This is a genomic window from Bradyrhizobium genosp. L (assembly GCF_015624485.1).
In the GTDB taxonomy this organism is placed as follows: Bacteria; Pseudomonadota; Alphaproteobacteria; order Rhizobiales; family Xanthobacteraceae; genus Bradyrhizobium.
This window is the reverse complement of the sequence record NZ_CP061378.1, coordinates 3,345,984-3,363,267: the sequence shown is the minus strand read 5'-3', so window position 1 is coordinate 3,363,267 and position 17,284 is coordinate 3,345,984. Positions and strand designations below refer to the sequence as shown.

At 66.1% G+C, this 17,284-nt stretch carries 17 protein-coding genes; 4 read left to right on the top strand and 13 right to left on the bottom strand.

From position 1 onward, the window contains the following. Positions 1-82 precede the first annotated feature (82 nt). Positions 83-1,123: an alpha/beta fold hydrolase gene (locus IC762_RS15680; protein ID WP_195789665.1), complete on the bottom strand. Its 1,041-nt coding sequence runs from the start codon at positions 1,121-1,123 to the stop codon at positions 83-85. Positions 1,124-1,276: 153 nt separating this feature from the next. Between IC762_RS15680 and IC762_RS15675 the strand changes: the two genes are divergently transcribed. Then, positions 1,277-2,821 carry a winged helix-turn-helix domain-containing tetratricopeptide repeat protein gene (locus IC762_RS15675; protein ID WP_246801579.1) on the top strand — a complete coding sequence of 515 codons (1,545 nt, stop codon included), beginning with the start codon at positions 1,277-1,279 and terminating at the stop codon, positions 2,819-2,821. Positions 2,822-2,970: 149 nt separating this feature from the next. On the opposite strand, the gene IC762_RS15670 is transcribed toward IC762_RS15675, so the two are convergent. Both IC762_RS15670 and IC762_RS15665 read right to left on the bottom strand, forming a co-directional pair. Further along, positions 2,971-4,299, bottom strand: coding sequence for a dicarboxylate/amino acid:cation symporter (locus IC762_RS15670; protein WP_195789663.1), 1,329 nt, complete (start codon positions 4,297-4,299; stop codon positions 2,971-2,973). A gap of 82 nt (positions 4,300-4,381) precedes the next feature. Further along, complete coding sequence (locus IC762_RS15665) at positions 4,382-5,086, bottom strand: glutathione S-transferase family protein (protein ID WP_195789662.1); 705 nt, start codon at positions 5,084-5,086, stop codon at positions 4,382-4,384. Between the two features lie 92 nt (positions 5,087-5,178). On the opposite strand from IC762_RS15665, the gene IC762_RS15660 reads away from it, so the two are divergent. Beyond that, positions 5,179-6,027, top strand: a complete 849-nt coding sequence (locus IC762_RS15660) for an SDR family oxidoreductase (protein ID WP_195789661.1) — start codon at positions 5,179-5,181, stop codon at positions 6,025-6,027. Between the two features lie 59 nt (positions 6,028-6,086). On the opposite strand, the gene IC762_RS15655 is transcribed toward IC762_RS15660, so the two are convergent. The 5 genes from IC762_RS15655 to IC762_RS15635 form a co-directional block, all read right to left on the bottom strand. Beyond that, entirely contained in the window at positions 6,087-6,431 is a 345-nt protein-coding gene (locus tag IC762_RS15655; protein WP_195789660.1) for a Lin0512 family protein, read from the bottom strand. Positions 6,432-6,492: 61 nt separating this feature from the next. Next, a complete protein-coding gene (locus IC762_RS15650; RefSeq protein WP_195789659.1) occupies positions 6,493-7,722 on the bottom strand; it encodes an MFS transporter in 1,230 nt (409 codons plus the stop codon). Positions 7,723-7,730: 8 nt separating this feature from the next. Beyond that, the gene (locus IC762_RS15645; protein ID WP_195789658.1) at positions 7,731-8,789 is read right to left on the bottom strand and encodes a GntG family PLP-dependent aldolase; all 1,059 of its coding nucleotides are present in this window, start codon (positions 8,787-8,789) and stop codon (positions 7,731-7,733) included. Then, positions 8,789-10,054, bottom strand: coding sequence for a dicarboxylate/amino acid:cation symporter (locus tag IC762_RS15640; protein WP_246801578.1), 1,266 nt, complete (start codon positions 10,052-10,054; stop codon positions 8,789-8,791). The genes IC762_RS15645 and IC762_RS15640 overlap by 1 nt, the downstream gene beginning before the upstream one ends. Next, entirely contained in the window at positions 10,051-10,734 is a 684-nt protein-coding gene (locus tag IC762_RS15635; protein ID WP_246801577.1) for a GntR family transcriptional regulator, read from the bottom strand. The genes IC762_RS15640 and IC762_RS15635 overlap by 4 nt, the downstream gene beginning before the upstream one ends. Before the next feature lie 180 nt (positions 10,735-10,914). On the opposite strand from IC762_RS15635, the gene IC762_RS15630 reads away from it, so the two are divergent. After that, on the top strand, positions 10,915-12,831 hold the full coding sequence (locus tag IC762_RS15630; protein WP_195789656.1) for a right-handed parallel beta-helix repeat-containing protein: 1,917 nt from the start codon (positions 10,915-10,917) through the stop codon (positions 12,829-12,831). Positions 12,832-12,879: 48 nt separating this feature from the next. Here IC762_RS15630 and IC762_RS15625 read toward each other — a convergent pair whose 3' ends face one another. From IC762_RS15625 to IC762_RS15615, 3 genes are all read right to left on the bottom strand, one after another. Further along, entirely contained in the window at positions 12,880-13,575 is a 696-nt protein-coding gene (locus IC762_RS15625; protein WP_195789655.1) for a GNAT family N-acetyltransferase, read from the bottom strand. A gap of 129 nt (positions 13,576-13,704) precedes the next feature. Beyond that, positions 13,705-14,355, bottom strand: a complete 651-nt coding sequence (locus IC762_RS15620) for an O-methyltransferase (protein ID WP_195789654.1) — start codon at positions 14,353-14,355, stop codon at positions 13,705-13,707. A gap of 26 nt (positions 14,356-14,381) precedes the next feature. Continuing rightward, the gene (locus IC762_RS15615; RefSeq protein ID WP_195789653.1) at positions 14,382-15,011 is read right to left on the bottom strand and encodes a PadR family transcriptional regulator; all 630 of its coding nucleotides are present in this window, start codon (positions 15,009-15,011) and stop codon (positions 14,382-14,384) included. A gap of 186 nt (positions 15,012-15,197) precedes the next feature. Between IC762_RS15615 and IC762_RS15610 the strand changes: the two genes are divergently transcribed. Then, positions 15,198-15,551 (top strand): MmcQ/YjbR family DNA-binding protein, encoded by a 354-nt coding sequence (locus IC762_RS15610; RefSeq protein ID WP_195789652.1) that lies wholly within the window; start codon positions 15,198-15,200, stop codon positions 15,549-15,551. A gap of 21 nt (positions 15,552-15,572) precedes the next feature. On the opposite strand, the gene IC762_RS15605 is transcribed toward IC762_RS15610, so the two are convergent. Together IC762_RS15605 and IC762_RS15600 are read right to left on the bottom strand one after the other, a co-directional pair. Then, positions 15,573-16,145: a histidine phosphatase family protein gene (locus IC762_RS15605; protein ID WP_195789651.1), complete on the bottom strand. Its 573-nt coding sequence runs from the start codon at positions 16,143-16,145 to the stop codon at positions 15,573-15,575. Positions 16,146-16,210: 65 nt separating this feature from the next. After that, positions 16,211-17,176, bottom strand: coding sequence for a GlxA family transcriptional regulator (locus IC762_RS15600; protein ID WP_195789650.1), 966 nt, complete (start codon positions 17,174-17,176; stop codon positions 16,211-16,213). Positions 17,177-17,284 lie beyond the last annotated feature (108 nt).

The following is a 17,284-nucleotide window of genomic DNA, read 5'->3' as shown; positions in this document are numbered from 1 at the left end:
ATGATGCGTTCCGACCTTTCCCCGCAAGCGGCGCGAGGTGAAGCAGAGCCCGCTGCTCGCTTCGAAGTAAAGCCATCTCGCTTTAGGCCTTGTCGATATCGATGATGGCTTGGGCGAACGCCTGCGGCGCCTCCTGCGGCAGATTATGGCCGATGCCGCCGGTGATCAGCCGGTGCTCGTAATGGCCGGAGAACTTCTTGGCATAGGCCGCGGGCTCCGGATGCGGCGCGCCGTTGGCGTCGCCCTCCATCGTGATGGTCGGGATCGCGATCACAGGCGCTTGAGCCAGCGTCTTCTCGAAACCATCGTACTTCGCTTCGCCCTCGGCGATTCCGAGCCGCCAGCGGTAATTGTGGATCACGACGTCGACATGGTCGGGGTTCTCGAAGGCGGCCGCGCTGCGGTCATAGGTGGCGTCGTCGAAGGCCCATTTCGGCGAGGCGATCTGCCAGATCAGCTTGGCGAAGTCGTGCCGGTTCTTGGCATAGCCTTCGCGGCCGCGCTCGGTCGCGAAATAGAACTGGTACCACCATTGCAGCTCGGCCTTCGGCGGCAGCGGCGCCTTGCCGGCGGCCTGGCTGCCGATCAAATAGCCGCTGACCGATACCATCGCCTTGCAGCGCTCCGGCCACAGCACTGCCATGATGTTGGCGGTGCGCGCGCCCCAGTCGTAGCCGCCAAGCACGGCTTTCTCGATTCTGAGGGCATCCATCAACGCAATCATGTCGGCGGCGACCGCAACCGGCTGGCCGCTGCGCATCGTATCCTTGGAGAGGAAGCGCGTCGTGCCGTAGCCGCGCAGATGCGGCACGATCACCCGGTAGCCGGCATCGGCGAGCGCCGGCGCGACGTCGGCATAGCTGTGGATGTCGTAGGGCCAGCCGTGCAGCAGGATCACGGCCGGACCGGAGGCCGGCCCCATCTCGACATAGCCGGTATCGAGCACGCCGGCATTGATCTGCTTGACCGGACCGATCGAGGTGTGACCGCCGGCCTTGATCGCCGGCAGCGTCGCCTTCGTCTGCGCCCGCGCCGCTCCGATGAAGCCGAATTTGGCGGCGGCGAGCGTTGCGCCGGCGATGCCGAGGAAGCGGCGGCGTTGCTGGTTGATGGACTGCGACATGGCGATCTCCTGCGTCTGGTGTCATCAGAGACTATGCCAGAGCCTGCAACGCCGCGCTTTCAGACGGCATGGATTTGCCCTTCAGGCCGTCTTGATTTTGGCTCCGGCCGCGCTGTGCTAGGTTCCGCCCGCAGCGCAGCCGGACGTTCACATTTGCCTTATTATTTCAATGACTTCATCCTCGATCCCGAGCGCCGGGAGCTGCGCCGCGGCGACACGCTGGTGGCGGTCGAGCCGCAGGTATTCGATCTCATCGAATTCCTGATCCGCGCCCGCGACCGCGTGGTCAGCCGCGACGAGGTACTGGCCGCGGTCTGGCGCGGGCGGATCGTCTCGGAAGCGACGCTCGGCAGCCGGGTCAATGCGGCCCGGACCGCGATCGGCGACAATGGCGAGGCGCAGCGGCTGATCAAGACCCTGCCCCGCAAGGGCCTTCGCTTTGTCGGCGATATCAGGGAGGACGCGGCGCCCGTGCCCGCCGCGAGCGCATCGCCGCGCCAGAGCGAAGGTCCCTCGATCGCGGTGCTGCCCTTCACCAATATGAGCGGCGATACCGAGCAGGATTATTTCGCCGACGGGATCGCTGAGGACATCACCACCGCGCTGGCGCGTTGCAGCCGGCTCACCGTGATCGCGCGCAACTCTGCGTTCACCTACAAGGGCAAGGCGGTCGACATCCGCCAAGTCGGCCGCGAGCTCGGCGTCGGCTATGTGCTTGAAGGCAGCGTCCGCCGCGGCGGCGACCGGCTGCGCATCACCGGACAGTTGATCGACGCGACGTCAGGCGCGCATCTGTGGGCCGACCGTTTCGACGGCGCAGCAGATGACGTGTTCGATTTGCAGGACCGCATCACCGAGAGCGTGGTCGGGACGATCGAACCGACCCTGCTCATCGCCGAAGCCGAGCGGCGGCGCACCGCGCCGCCCGAGACGCCGGACGCCTACGACCTGCTGCTGCGCGCCTACAGCTTGCGCTACGAGTTCACGCCCGCGAGCATGAACGCCGCGATCGGCTGCCTCGACCGGGCGCTGGTGCTCGATGGCGCCTATGCGCCGGCGCTGGCGGCCTCCGCCTACTGCCATGCAATGCGCCATGTCCAGGGCTGGCTGGTGCCCGATGATGCCTACCGCGAGCGCGCCGTGGCCCAGGCCTGGCGCGCCGTCGAGCTTGCGCCCGGCGATGCGCAGGTGCTGTGGATGGCGGCATTCGCGATCTGGAACATGGCCGACGAGATCGAGCCGGCGCGCGAATTGTTCGATCGGTCGCTTGCGATCAACCCGAATTCGGCGATGGCGCTCGTGCTCGGCGGCTGGATCGAGGCGATGCGCGGCAACCAGAAGATCGGCCGCGCCATGATCGAACGCGCGCAGCGGCTGAACCCGCGCGACCCGCGCGGCTGGTTCGCCTCGGCGGCACTGGCGATCTGCGCGGTGCTCGACGGAAATTTTGCCGAGGCGGTCATTTGGGCCGACAAGGCGCTGGCGCAGAACCGACGCTTCGCGGTGGCGCTGCGCGTCCTGATCGTAGCGCTGGTCAGGACCGGCGAGATCGAGCGCGCGACCCAGATCGCGCGCGAGCTGTTGAAGGTCGACCCGGAGTTTTCAATCTCCGGGTTTTTGGCGCGGATCCCGTTCCCGGTGGAAGCGATGTCGCGAACCTATGTCGAGACGTTGAAGGCGGCCGGCGTGCCGGATTGATCGCGTTCTCGGACGCGAGAGTAAGGCGCGATTTCGGAATATTGGAAGAATATCGCTGAGTTGCCCGACGTGTCAAGCCGCCGTGCCGAACCCCGGCCGCCGGCTCCTTTGCATGGGGTTGTTTTCGACATTTTGCCGGCGCCCCTGCTTTAACCGCTCGCGCCCGGCTCCAGCGCCTCGCCGAGCTGGATCGGATGCGCCATGGTCTCGTGCAGCGCATCCTTGTCGAGCTCGCCTTCGGACAGGCTGATCACGACGCAGGCGACGCCGTTGCCGACCAGATTGGTCAGCGCGCGGCACTCGCTCATGAACTTGTCGATGCCGACCAGGATCGCGATCGACTGGATCGGGATGTCGGGCACGATCGACAGCGTCGCGGCAAGCGTGATGAAGCCGGCACCGGTGACGCCGGAAGCGCCCTTCGAGGTGATCATGGCGATGCCCAGGATGCCGAGCTCCTGCCAGATCGTCAGATGCGTGTTGGTGGCTTGCGCCAGGAACAGCGTTGCCAGTGTCATGTAGATGTTGGTGCCGTCGAGATTGAAGCTGTAGCCGGTCGGCACCACGAGGCCGACCACCGAGCGCGAGGCGCCGAGATGCTCCATCTTCTGGATCAGCTGCGGCAGCACCGTTTCCGACGACGAGGTGCCGAGCACGATCAGGAGCTCGTCCTTGATATAGGCGATGAAGCGCAGGATCGAGAAGCCGGCCAGCCGCGCGATCGCGCCGAGCACGATCAGCACGAACAGGATGCTGGTCAGGTAGAAAGTCGCGATCAGCGCCGCGAGGTTGGCGAGCGAGCCGAGGCCGTAGGCGCCGACCGTGAACGCCATGGCGCCGAAGGCGCCGAGCGGTGCGAGGCGGACGATCATGCGGATGATGCCGAAGAACATCTTGGCGGCGGTATCGATCGCGGCCGCGATCGGCTCGCCGGCCTTGCCCATCAGCGCGATGGCGAAGCCTGACAGGATCGAGATCAAGAGCACCTGCAGCAGGTCGCCGCGCGCCACCGCGCCGAGATAGCTGTCCGGGATGATCGCCATCAGATGCGCGACGATGCCGGCCTGCTTGGCCTGGGTGACGTAGGTCGCGACCGATTTCGGATCGATCGTGGACGGATCGATGTTGAAACCCCGGCCCGGCTGCAGCAGCTCGCCGACGAGCAGGCCGAACGCGAGCGCGACCGTCGAGACCGCCTCGAAATAGATCAGCGTCTTCAGGCCGACCCGGCCGACGCGCTTGAGGTCGCCCATCGAGGAGATGCCGTGCACCACAGTGCAGAAGATCACCGGCGCGATCATCATCTTGATCAGCGCGATGAAGGCATCGCCGAGCGGCTTCAGCGATTTGCCGAGGTCCGGATAGAAGTGCCCGATCAGGACGCCGGCAAAGATCGCGATCAGCACCTGGACGTAAAGGATCTTGTACCAGGGTTGATGATGGTGATGGGCAACGGGCTTGATCGCGTCTGTGGCCATGAGGTCCCCCGAGATACTCGTTATATGCTTTGCAACATCACCCAGAGACCGCGGCGGCGCCTCTAGATACTCGATTCCGTCGTCACGGCCGTTTCGGAATGTTCAGCCCGCGCTCCACCGCCGGCCGCTTCAGGCCGCGTTCGAGCCAGGCGGCAACGTGCCCGAACTGATCGAATTCGACCAGCTCCCGCGCGCCGTAGAAGCCGACGAGATTGCGCACCCAACCGAGCATGGAGATATCGGCGATGGTGTATTCGTCGTCCATGAACCACTGCCGGCCAGCGAGATGCGTCTCCATCACGCCGAGCAGGCGCTTCGCTTCGGCGACGTAACGCTGCAGCGGCCGCTTGTCCTCGAAATCCTTGCCAGCGAATTTGTGGAAGAAGCCGACCTGGCCGAACATCGGCCCGATGCCGCCGATCTGGAAATGCACCCACTGGATGGCCTGGTAGCGGCGCGCCGCGTCTGAAGGCAGCAACTGGCCGGTCTTCTCGGCGAGGTATTGCAGGATGGCGCCGGACTCGAACAGCGGCAGCGGCTTGCCCTCGGGACCGTTGGGGTCGAGGATCGCCGGGATCTTGCCGTTCGGATTGAGCGACAGGAACTCCGGTGTCTTCTGGTCGTCAGTGTTGAAGTCGACGAGATGAACCTCGTAAGGCAGCCCGATCTCCTCCAGCATGATCGAGACCTTGACCCCGTTCGGGGTCGGCAACGAATAGAGCTGCAGGCGATCCGGATGCCGGGCAGGCCAGCGCTTTGTGATCGGGAAAGCTGAGAGATCGGCCATGTCGATGGTCTTTGCGCTGCTGTGATCGGGTGGCTAATGTACGGACATCGGCATAAGCCGCAAGGGCCGCGAGCGACATGGACGATCAACAAATGCCCGACAGGCTCGGCCTCTCAGACGACGCGCTCGCGACGCATCCGACGGTGTTCGCGGCCGATGCGCTGGCCGGCCAGGTGGCCGTGATCTCCGGCGGTGCCGGCGGCATCGGCCGCGCCATCGCCTGGCTGTTTGCCCGACTCGGCGCCACGGTCGTCGTGGTCGGCCGCAACACGGAAAAGCTCGATGCGCTCGTCGATCATCTGGCGCGCCGCGGCTTGAAAGCCTTCGCACATGTCGCTGATATCAAGGACGCCGACGCCGTCGGTGCGATGTTCGACGCGCTGTGGGCACAGCATGGCCGCATCGACCATCTCGTCAACAGCGCCGGCGGCCAGTTCCCGCAACCCGCGATCGATTTTTCGGTCAAGGGCTGGAACGCGGTCATCAACACCAACCTCAACGGCACCTGGTACATGATGCAAGCCGCGGCACAGCGCTGGCGCGACCGCAAGCATCCCGGCAGCATCGTCAACATCGTGGTGGTCACGACCCACGGCCTCTACGGCATCGCCCATACGATCGCGGCGCGCGCCGGCGTGATCGGGCTGTCGCGTGCGCTCGCCGTCGAATGGGCGCCGCTCGACATTCGCATCAACTGCATCGCCCCTGGCGCGATCGAGACCGAGGGCTGGAACGTCTACTCCGAAGCGGCGCGCGCCGCCTATCCGCGCTCCAACCCGATGATGCGCCCGGGCTCGCCCTGGGACATCGCGGAAGCCACAGTGTATCTCTCAGGCCCTTCCGGAAAATTCATCACCGGCGAGACGCTGACCGTCGATGGCGGCGGCCAGCACTGGGGCGAGACCTGGACCACCGGCAAGCCGGATTATTTTAGAGAGTAACTTTCGTGGTCGTCCTGGCGAAAACCAGGACGACATCGATGGTGGACGCGACGATCCCGTCACTTCCCGTCGTCGAAGCTGACGATCACGGCCGCATTGGCGATCAGGATCGGGTCGTTGCCCTGATCCGACGGGATCTCGAGCCCGCCCGCGATCGCCTTCACGGTCTTGGTGCCATAGGGCAATTCCTTGGCCACCGCAGCGGTGTCGACGTCGTCCGGGTTCGGCACCGCGATCGTGACGTCGACGAACATGTCGTTGGCGGTCTTGCCGAGCATGCGGAAGAAGCCGAGGCTGGAATGACGGATCGCATCCGAGACCGCGCGCTTGGCGGCCTTGGTGGCATCGCGGCCGTGGACATCGACGCCCATGCCCATTTCGGTGATGCAGCGCACGCGTGTCATGAAGTTTCCTCTTGTCGTTGGCGTGAGAGACATCCCTCATTCGGCCGCCGCGGCAACGCCGTCAAGCCGTGTCGCCGGCCTCTTCGGTCACAGCGCCGTCATGACGGCCATGCCCCAGCAACCACGCCGCAAGGCCGGCGAGGCCCGCGGCGACAACCACCACGACGCAGGCCGCGCTCCATCCCCATGCCGACACCGCGGTGCCGACCGCGATCGGCCCGGTCACCTGTCCGAAATTGCTGCCGGTCATCAGCAGTCCCATCATCACCGGCACCATGGGCGCGGACCGTGCCGCGGCGGGCGCTGTCGCCAGCAGGGTCGCCGGGACCAAGCCGCCGGTCGCGGAGAAGACAAGGCAAAGCAAGAACGCCCCCCATCCACCGAGCACCGGTAGAAAGATCCCGAGCGCGGATGCGCCCATCAGCAGCGCCGCCCCCGCGATCAATCCGCTGCGGTCGACTTTGCGCGCGAGCAACTGTCCGGCAACGAGATTGCCGAGAACGTTTGCGGCGGCGGCCGTGGCGCTGAGCGCGCCGGCGGCCTGGCTCGCGACGCCCAGACGCTCGTGCAACAGGATCGGCAGGAAGCTGAACAGCGCGAAGAACATCAGGCTATAGAGCGCGAACAGCATGGTCAGCAGCGCCGGCGTGCGCCGGAACGCAAGCGCCGCGCTTTGACGCAACAGCCCGTGGCGCGCCGGTCCGGTCCGCAATGCCGCATCGGGCACCGTCACAACGGCGAGCACGAACAGCACGGCGACGATCAGCGCACTCGCCCACCAGATCGCGCGCCAGCCGCCGAACAAGGGGCCGGTCAACAAGGCGAGCGCGATGCCGAACGGCGTGACGCAGCTCCACACCGCCATCGTGACGTCGCGGGCGCTGACGTCGACAACGCGCTGCAGCAATGCCGGTGCCGAGACCATCACCAGCAGGACGCCGAGCCCTTCCGCCAGGCGCGAGGCCAGCAGCACCGCAAGCGACGGCGCCAGCGCGCCGAGGCTCGCTCCGACCGCGATGGTGCCGAGCCCGGCGAGCAGCACCAGCCGCGTGCCGATCGCGGCGACAACGACGCCGGCCGGAATGCTGCAGACAAGCCCGAGCACCGCGAAGATGCCGGCCACGGTTCCGATCGCGGCCAGGTCGATGCCGAGATCATCCCGCAACATCGGCGCGGCGATCGGCACCTTGCCGACCTGGAACGCAGCTGCGACGCCGCAGCCGATCACGACGATGACCGTGGCCCATCGTCGTGCATCGCCATGCTGTCCCGCGGCGGTCTCGGTCTCCATGCACGTCCCTAAGCGACCGCAGCAAAGGCCGCCAGCGTCCGCTCGACCGCGGCGCGGTCGATATGGCGGTGGGTGACGAGGCGAAGCTGCCTTGCGCCGCTCGCCTGCACGAGGATGCCCTGCGCCTTGACGCGCGATGCCCAAATGGCTGCATCATGCGCGCTGTTCGACACATCGATGCGCAGGATGTTGGTCTGGACATGATCCGGTACCGCGAGCGCCGGGTCCAGCCACGAAAGCCCCCGCGCGAGCTGTGCTGCCGCGGCGTGATCGTCGCGCAGGCGGTCGATCATGGTGTCGAGCGCGACAAGGCCCGCCGCCGCGATCACGCCGGCCTGCCGCATGTTGCCGCCGACGAGGCGGCGGAACGAGCGCGCCCGCACGATGAAGGCGCCGTCGCCGACCAGGAGACTGCCGACCGGCGCGCTCAGCCCCTTGGAGATGCAGAACATCAGGCTGTCGGTGTGCTCGGCGATCTCCTGCGCGCGAACGCCGAGCGCCACCGCAGCGTTGAACAGGCGCGCGCCGTCGACATGGACGGCGACGCCATTGCTGCGGCCAAGCGCATGAAGCCGCGCCATCTGCGGCAGCGGCATCACGGTGCCGCCGGCGCCGTTGTGGCTGGTCTCCATCCAGATCAGCGCCGGCCGCAACCGTCCCGCCGTCAAGGTGGCGTCGATCGCCTGACCGAGCGCCGCTTCGTCCATCGCGCCGCGGCGGCTCGCAACCGGCCGCGGCACCAGGCCGGCAACCGTCACGACGCTGCCGATCTCCGAATTGAACAGATGCGCGCCGGCGTCGGCGAACACCTCCCCGCCCCGCTCGGCATGCGCCATCATCGCCAGCAGATTGCCCATCGTTCCGCTCGGCACGAACACTGCGGCTTCCTTGCCGGTCAGCGCGGCCGCCTGCTCTTCCAGCGCGCACACGGTGGGATCGCCGTCCCGGCTATCGTCGCCGAGCGGCGCGCGGCGCATCTCCTCCAGCATCGCCGCGGTCGGCAAGGTCACGGTGTCGCTGCGCAGATCGACGATCTCGCGCGTGCTCGATGTTGTCGCGGTGCTCATCATGCGTCCTGCGTCGTGAGGGCAAGCGGGCCCGGCTCCGGCGCCGCGAGGGCAAGCTCGCCGCCAAAACGCTGCACCAGCTTCACCGCAACCGTGTTGCCGAACACGTTGATCGCGGTGCGGCCCATGTCGAGGAAGGCGTCGACGCCGGCGATGATCGCGAGCGCCTCGACCGGCAATCCGATTGCCGACAGCACCATGGCGATGGCGACGAGCCCGCCGGAAGGTACGTTGGCGCTGCCCTTGCTGGCGATGGTGGTGACCATCACGATGGTCAGCAGCGTCGACCAGGTCAGCGTCACGCCATAGGCCTCGGCCAGGAAGGTGACGGCGAGCGCGAAATACATGATGGCGCCATCACGGTTGAAGGCGTAGCCGAGCGGCAGCACCACCGAGACGATCCGGTTCGGCACGCCCATCGCCTGCAGCTTCTCCATGTGCAGCGGCAGCGTGACCTCCGAGGAGCGGGTCGAGAATGCGAGCAGCATCGGCTCCATCACCGCTTTCGTCACCGCAACCGGCTTCTCGCCGATCGCAAACAGGATCAGCCAGAAGATCACGACCATCACGGCGAGGCCGAGATACATCACGGCCACGAGCTTGGCGAGCGCGACCACGGTCGCGAGCCCTTGCGTCGCGAACAGCCACGCCATGATCGCGAACACGGCAATGGGCGCCAGCGCCGTGATCCATTTCGTCATCTTGAACATCGCCGCCATCACGGCTTCCAGCACCGCGACCATGGGCTCGCCGACCTTGCCGATCGAGGCCAGCGCCAGCCCGAACAGGATCGCGAACACCAGCGTCGGCAGGATTTTCTGCTCGGCCATCGCGGCGACGATGTTGGAGGGGATCATGTCCATGACAAACTTGATCCAGTCGACGGAGACCGCGAGGTTCGACGGCAGCTTGCCGGTCGCAGCCAGCGGCGCGCCGGCCCCGGGATGGAAGATGCCGTTGAGCATGAGCCCGATCAGGATCGAGATCACGGTAGCCAGATAGAAATAGCCGAGGCAGATCACGACGACGCGACCGAGCACCTTCAGCTCGGTGCCCATCCGGTAGATGCCGAGCGCGACGGAGGCGAACACCACCGGGATCACGATCATCTTCACCGCTTCGACGAAGCCGGTGCCGATCGGCCGCAGGCTCGCACCGAACTCAGGCCAGATCAGGCCGACGGCAAGCCCTGCGACGAGACCGACCAGCATCTGGACCGCGAGCGGAAGCCGCAGCATGCGCCTGATCATCGATGGTTCGCTCATGAGCGCTGGCCTCCCCCTGCCGGCAGGCTCGGCCGTACCGCGCCGAGCGCCGTCAACCGCGCCTCGAAGGCCGACGCGAGATGCCGCCACATCCGCTGCTGCGCAGCGTCGGGGTCCTGCGCTTCGACGGCGGCGTGGATTCCGAGATGCTCGTTGAGCGCCTGGCGGGTGCGCTCAGGGCTGTATTGCCGGATCTTCTGCAATGCGAGGCCGCTCTGGGCGCGCAGATTGTCATAGGCCTGCACCAGGCGGCCATTGGACGTGGCACGGAACAGTTCGTCGTGAAACGCCCAGCCCGCCTGCTGCGCCTCCTCCACGTCGATCGTCGCGCGCGCTTTCGCCCGCCGCAGCTCCTTGGCACAGCGATCGAGGCCAGCAGTCGGCCCGCGCGTGGCCGCGAGATAGGCCGCCATCCCCTCGAGCGCGAGGCGCAACTCGTGGATCTCGCGCAAATCGTCGAACGACAATTGCCGCACGAAGGTGCCGCGCATCGGATGGATGGTCAGCAGGCCGTCCTTGGCGAGCGCCTTCAAGGCCTCGCGCACCGGCGTTCGCCCGAGCGCGAGCCGGTCCGACAGGCTGCGCTCCGACAACGGCTCATCGGGCGCGAACTCGCCCGAGACCACGAGATCGCGGATCCGCGCATAGGCCTTGTCACGATGGAGCGAAGCAGCTGGCATCACTGACATACCAGCCGTATGTCAGTGATGTGTCAAGCTGAGACGCGAGAACTTCTCGCCGGAGACGCTGCCCTTCACGACGTCGCGAGCAGCGGCGTCACCTCTCCGTCATTGTGCTGCGGTTCATCTCGGCAGACAGAGAGTGCGCACGACCGAATATGGTCTCGGAAGGAGCCATGCATGATGCCGCTCAGCCGCAGGCAGGCCGTGAGGCTTGTCTCATTCGTGATGGCGACACCGCTGCTCGGCACCGAAAGCCGCGCCGAGCCGGCGCCCATTCCCGGGACTGCGACCTTCGACATGGCGACCTTCACCGCCACGTCCGGCGGCGACGCGGACGCGGCCTTTGCCAAGGCCCTGGCCGCGATCGCCAAGGCGGCCAACGACGCCGGCAAGGCTGGGCCGGTTCATATCGCGCTCAACCTGGAACGGAACGCGAGCTACCGGATCAAGCGGACAATCGTGTTCAAGGCGCTGCACGGCTTCGAGCTCAACGGCAATGGCGCCGAGGTGATCAACACCACGCGCAGCGGCACCATCACGATCTCCGGCTGCAACCGCCTCACCGTCCGCGATCTCACCATCGACTATGATCCGCTCCCGTTCACGCAAGGTACGATCACGGCCTTCGACAAGGGCGCGGTCGAGATCACCGTCAAGATCGATCCCGGCTATCCCGACGATGCTGCACTACTGGCCTCGATCACCGACGGGTTCTTCAAGGTGATGGACCGGCACAATCGGTCGCTGAAGACCGGTGCCAGGGACTTCCTGTCGCCGAGCCAGGTCCAGCGCCTCGGCGACGGCCTGATCAAGGTCCGCCTGCAATGGAGCGCCAACGACCGCTTCCCGAGCCAGCTGCCGATTGCCGTCGGTGACGTCGTCACGATCGCAAACAGCGGCCCGCATGCAATCGCAATCGACTCCAGCGTGGCGACCAGCCTGATCGACGTGAAGCTGCTGGCCTCGCCGGGCATGGGCATCATCGAGAACGGCGGCGACGGCTCGATACTGCTGCAAAAGGTGTCCGTCATTCCGGGACCGCGGCCGAAGGGCGCGACCACCGACCGGCTGATCTCGACCAATTCCGACGGCTCGCACTTCATCGCGGTCGCCCGCGGTCCGACGCTGGAGGATTGCAGCTTCGCCAACACCTCCGACGACGCCATCAATGTGCATGGCTTCTATTACTACGTCGTGGCGAAGCCGGCGCCGCGGCACTTTCTGCTCAGCCCGAAATGGGACATCGGGCTACTAGCCGGCGACGACGTCGAGAGCTGCGATCACGCCACGTTCCGCTCGCTCGGGCGCGGCAAGATCGCGCAGCTGACCAAGCGCCACGCGCCCGAGCTGAAAGCCAAGATCGCCCAGATCTGGAAGAACAGGAGCCCGACCACCCAGCCGGACCTGATCTACGACGTGGTCCTGCAACAGGATTTGCCGCTCAAGGTCGGCGATGCCCTGAGTTCGCTGACGCATATCGGATCCGGCGCCACGGTGCTGCGCTGCAGTTTCCATGCCTGCGGCCGCGTGCTGATGAAGGCACCGAACGCCATTGTCGAGAACTGCCAGTTCAGCTTCTCGACCGGCGTCGCGCTACAGGCGGGCAGCGATATCGGTTTCTGGTCGGAGTCGGGATTCGCCGACAACCTCGTGTTCCGCAACAACCGCTTCAGCCATTGCGTCAACGGCGCCAATGAGCTGACCGGCGGCAGCGGGACGCTCGGCACGATCTATGTCGGCATGGTGCCGCCCGAGGGCGCCAAGGGATTTCAGGACAATGCCCAGAACCACCGCGTGATCATCGAGGGCAATCACATCGACGATTCCTTCATCTATGCGATCTTCGTCAGCAATACCGACGGCCTCAAGATCGCAGACAATGTCATCGGCCAGACTTTTCTCCGCGGCAACACCTTTGGGGCCGGCGACTTGTTCCGGATCAAGCCGGACAGCGCGATCTTCGTCGGCCGTTCGGCGAATATCGAGATCAGCAACAACGTCGCCGCCCGCGGCCGGATCGCGACCAATGCCGTCGCGATCGATCCCAGCTGCGACAAGCGCACGCTGCATCTGGCCAACAACAGGCTGGCTTGAGCGCGGACGCTACGACGCCGCTCCATCCCTCGGCTTCCAAAGCCGCCCTCACCCCTGCTTCTGCAACACCGTGATATGCAGACGGCGGCGGATCTCCATGCCCTGGCGCCGGTACAACGCAATCGCCGACGTATTGTTTGTGAAGACGTGCAGGAAGGGAATTTCACCTCTCGCCACGATCTGCTTCGACACCGCCGACAGCAGCGCCTGCGCATAGCCGCGGCCGCGGTGATCCGGATGCACGCAGACCGCGGTCATCTCAGCGTAGTTACCCGGCTTCATCCGCTCGCCGGTCATCGCGACGAGTTCGCCCTTGAGGCGGATGCCGAGGAACGTCCCGAGCTCATGCGTCCGTGTACCGAACGGGCCGGGTTTGGTCAGCTCGACCAGCGCCATCATGGCGGGAACATCGGCTGCGCCGAGCCTGACGATCTCGATGCCGGGCAAGGAAAACGCCGCAGGCGCGCCGATCATCTGCTCGCCGGTCTCGGCAAGCAGGACCTTGAACTCCGGTGGGGCGACGACCGGATCAGGCGTGAACAACACCGCGATCTCAGGCCCCGACAGCAGCGCACTGAGCGCCGCAAAACTCTTCGCCGATCGATCAACCATGTCGGCGAAGGGCGCGATCGCGGTCGGATAGCGCCGCGCCACAGCGCCGCCTTCCGCGAGCGCGCGCTGCCGCGTGGTCAGCGCGCTCCAGATCGGATGATCGAGCAGATCGGACAATTCGATGTCGGTCATGCGGCGCTTCGCTCCCATTTTGTCCGGAGCAAAGCATGCAAGCACCCGCAAAATCCAGTGAGGCGCGGCCTCTTCGCGCCTCACAATCGCGCCAGCAGAGAGCGGTATGCGGCGGAGGGGTCGATGCCGTTACGCCGCCTTGAGGCTCAGTTCAGTGCCGCCCTTGAGCGGCAGCGTGATCGAGACAAAGCCGTTTTTGGGATCGCGCACGAACTCGAGGAAATCCGGTTCGGCATTGTCGTTCATGACATAGCCGCCGGTGCGCAGCTGCGGCGCGACGATCTCGATCACCTGGCGTGCCAGCGACGGGCCGGTCTCGCCGGGCCAGCCGTCGATCAGGACGAAGTCGACGGGGCCGCCGAGATCACGCAGCGTCTTGCGCGCATCGCCCTCGCGGATATCGGCATAGTCGGCAAGGCCGGCGTCAGCGAGATTGCGCTGCGCGGTTGCGACCTTGGCCGGCACGATCTCCGAGCCGATCACGGTGCCGCCGCCATTGTCGCGGATCGCGGCCGCGAAATACAGCGTCGACATCCCGACCGACGTCGCAAACTCAACGACGCGCCTGGCGCCGAGGCCGCGGCACAACAGATAGATCAGCTCGCCCTGCTCGGGATGGATCGAGAATCCCTGTTCGGCATAGGCGTGCGGGTCGCGGCTGCTCATTCTGTTGCCGCGCGGGCCGCCGTCGGCCGGCCTGCGGCGCATGGCCTGCAGGCGGTCGATGACATCTGTCACGCGCGGGTCGGCAATCCCGCTATGCGGTTGGTCGTCGGACATCATGTGTCTCCTTGAACGGGATGGCGTCACTGCTGCAGGATCTCCGCGGCGGCGCGCTCCAGGATCTTGGCGATGCGCCGCGCCTCGGCGGCGTCAGAGCCACGCTTGTGGCGTAGCGCGCTCTTCAGCGCGTGGCGGGCGCGGTGCAGCTCGTCGGAGGCCTCGGTGTCGAAGTCGCTGACGCCGGCAAAAGCTTCGCGCACGTCCTCCATGCGCCGGCCGATCCGCGACAGCGCCGCGAGGATGGCGTCCGCGGTGGTGCGGTTGGCGACGAGGTGCGCCTTGCCCTGCTCGGTGATGTTGTAGAGCTTGCGCGCCGCGTCCTGGGTGACGCTGGCGTGTCCGATCTCCTCGAGGAAGGTCAGCGCCGGATAGATCACGCCCGGGCTCGGGCTGTAGAAGCCGTCGGAGCGCTCCTCGATCAGCTTGATCAGCTCATAGCCGTGCGCCGGCCGCTCGCCGAGCAGCGCCAGAATGACGAGCTGCAGGTCCTCCGACGACAGCCTGCGCGATCCCGGAAAGTCGCCGCCCCCGCCTCGCCCGAAGAAGAAGCCGCGGCCGCCATGGCCAAAGCGATGCCCCCGGCCGTGGCGGCCGATGGCGAATCCGAACCGGAAGCCGTCATCGTCACGTTCGTGGAAGAAGGATTTCCTCATTGTTTTTCCTTTCTCAAAACATATCGTAAGATATATTTTTCGATGACCGGTCCGGCAACCCACGATTTCGTGAAGATGGACCGTGGCGGTTCGGCCGGACCATGCTAACGGAAACATTGAGCTTGTCGGAGCGAGCAAGCGCGCCCTATGGCTTGGCCGCATCCCCCGTTCCGACCACGGCCCCGCATGACCCCGAAAACCTTCGAAGCCCACTGCCTGCGCCTGCCGGCTGCGACCAGGGTGGTGCAGTGGGAAGGCACCTCCGTATTCAAGGTCGGCGGCAAGATGTTCGCACTATCAGGCGGCTTCATCGAGCGGTCCGGCGGCTTCATGTTCAAGACATCGAACATGGCCTACCAGATGCTGATCGAGCAGGGTTTTGCGCGGCCGGCGCCCTATCTGGCGCGCGCCAAATGGGTGCAGCTCACCGGCAACGGCGCCCTCTCCGACGCCGAGTTGAAGGCTTATCTCAAGCAGGCGCACGCGCTGATTGCCGCGAAGCTGACGCGGAAGTCGCGCAAAGCGCTGGGCCTCGGCTGATCGACGCGGCTACGATCTACGTTACTTGCCGTGATCCAGCGGCTTGTCGGAATCGCCAGACAGCAGCTTCGGGAACAGCTCCTTGAACGCGAACTTGTCGTCGCCCTTGCCGCGATCGAAGCGGAGCACGACGTCGAAGCGGTCGCCTTCCCACTTGCCCGGCGGAGTGCCCTTGCTGACCGGAATCAACGGAAGGATGTCGGCGATGATCGACTTGTGCTCCCAACACAGCAGCACGACGCCACTCAGCTTCAGTAGCGCCGGCACGAGCAGTGCCTCGGAGCCCTTGGCAAAGCTTTCGTTCGGGGTCTGCTTGAGGCGGGCGGCAAGCGCCGAAATCGTCTCGGCGGGACGGCTGCTCGGCGGCTGATTGGGATCGGTGCCTGGCATCGCGGCATAGATGACGTCGGGCTTGGCATAGTCACCCTTGGTGAGATCGGTGCCGAACAGCGCGGTCCAGGCGCCGGCGCGCTGCCAGCCGCGGATCACCAGCGACTCCGTGTCCGACACGCCCGCGTCCGTGAAGCCGGGCCCCGGCCAGACGTCACCGGGCTTTTCGGCATGACGAATGATGAAGAGCGTGAGCGCGTCCATGGCGGCCTCCCCAAAAATGCTGCGCCGATCCTAGCGCCGATCGACGCACCGCTTCATGAACGGCATCACAATTTGCGGAAACTCGACCGGTACTGCGCCGGCGATATGCCGAGCCGATCGCTGAACACGATGCGCATGCGGTCGGCCGAGCCGAAGCCGCAGTCGAAAGCAACCGCCTTGAGCGGCCGATCGCTGCCCTCGAGCAAGCGGCGCGCGGCATCGATCCGGGCGCGCTCGACGAATTCATGCGGCGTGGTCCCGGTCGCTTGCGCAAAGGCGCGGCCGAAATTGCGCACGCTCATGCCGACCGCCTCGGCCAGCGACTGCAGGGTGTGGCGTTCACCGACCTGCTGCATGACATGGGCCTGCGCGCGCGCAATCGGCGAACTCTCATCGACCGGCGCGGTGAGATAGGGACTGAACTGCGACTGGCCGCCCTGGCGCTGCGCCACCACGACCAGCCGCTTCGCAACCGCGACCGCAACCTGTGGCCCGTGCCGCTCGGCAACCAGCGCCAGGCCGAGGTCGATCCCCGCGGTCACGCCCGCCGAGGTCATCAATTGCCGATCGCGAATGTAGATCCGGTCATGGATCACCTCGGCGGCGGGGAAGCGCGCCGCGAGCCGCTGCGCATTCTGCCAATGCGTCGTCACCTTGTGGCCGTCGAGCAGCCCGGCATGCCCCAACGCGAAGGCGCCGGTGCAGATCGAACCATAGAGTTGAGCCCACTCCGGCACTCCACGCAGCCACTGCGTCAATTCGGGATCGGCCGCGGCGTCGGGCAGCGCCGGACCGCCCGCAACGAGCACGATGTCGAATTTTTCGTTCGCCTCTGCAAAACCGAGGTCGGCCGAGATCTTCATGCCGTTCGAGGCGCGCACGGGCTCGCGAGTGGCTCCGACCAGCACGGTTTCATAGCCGTCGCCGGCCGCAACGAAGCCGTTGGTCTCGGCGAACACGTCGACGGGGCCGGCAACGTCCAGCGCCTGCACCCCTTCGTGGATCACGACCGCGACTTTCTGAACCGCCATGCCCTCTCCCTGCCCGCTGGCGCGAAACGACGTCTCGTTGGCCCGATCCGGCGGCGCGCGATCGTTGCTGGCGCCGGTCGAACGGAGCGAAAAACGGCGCAGCAGATC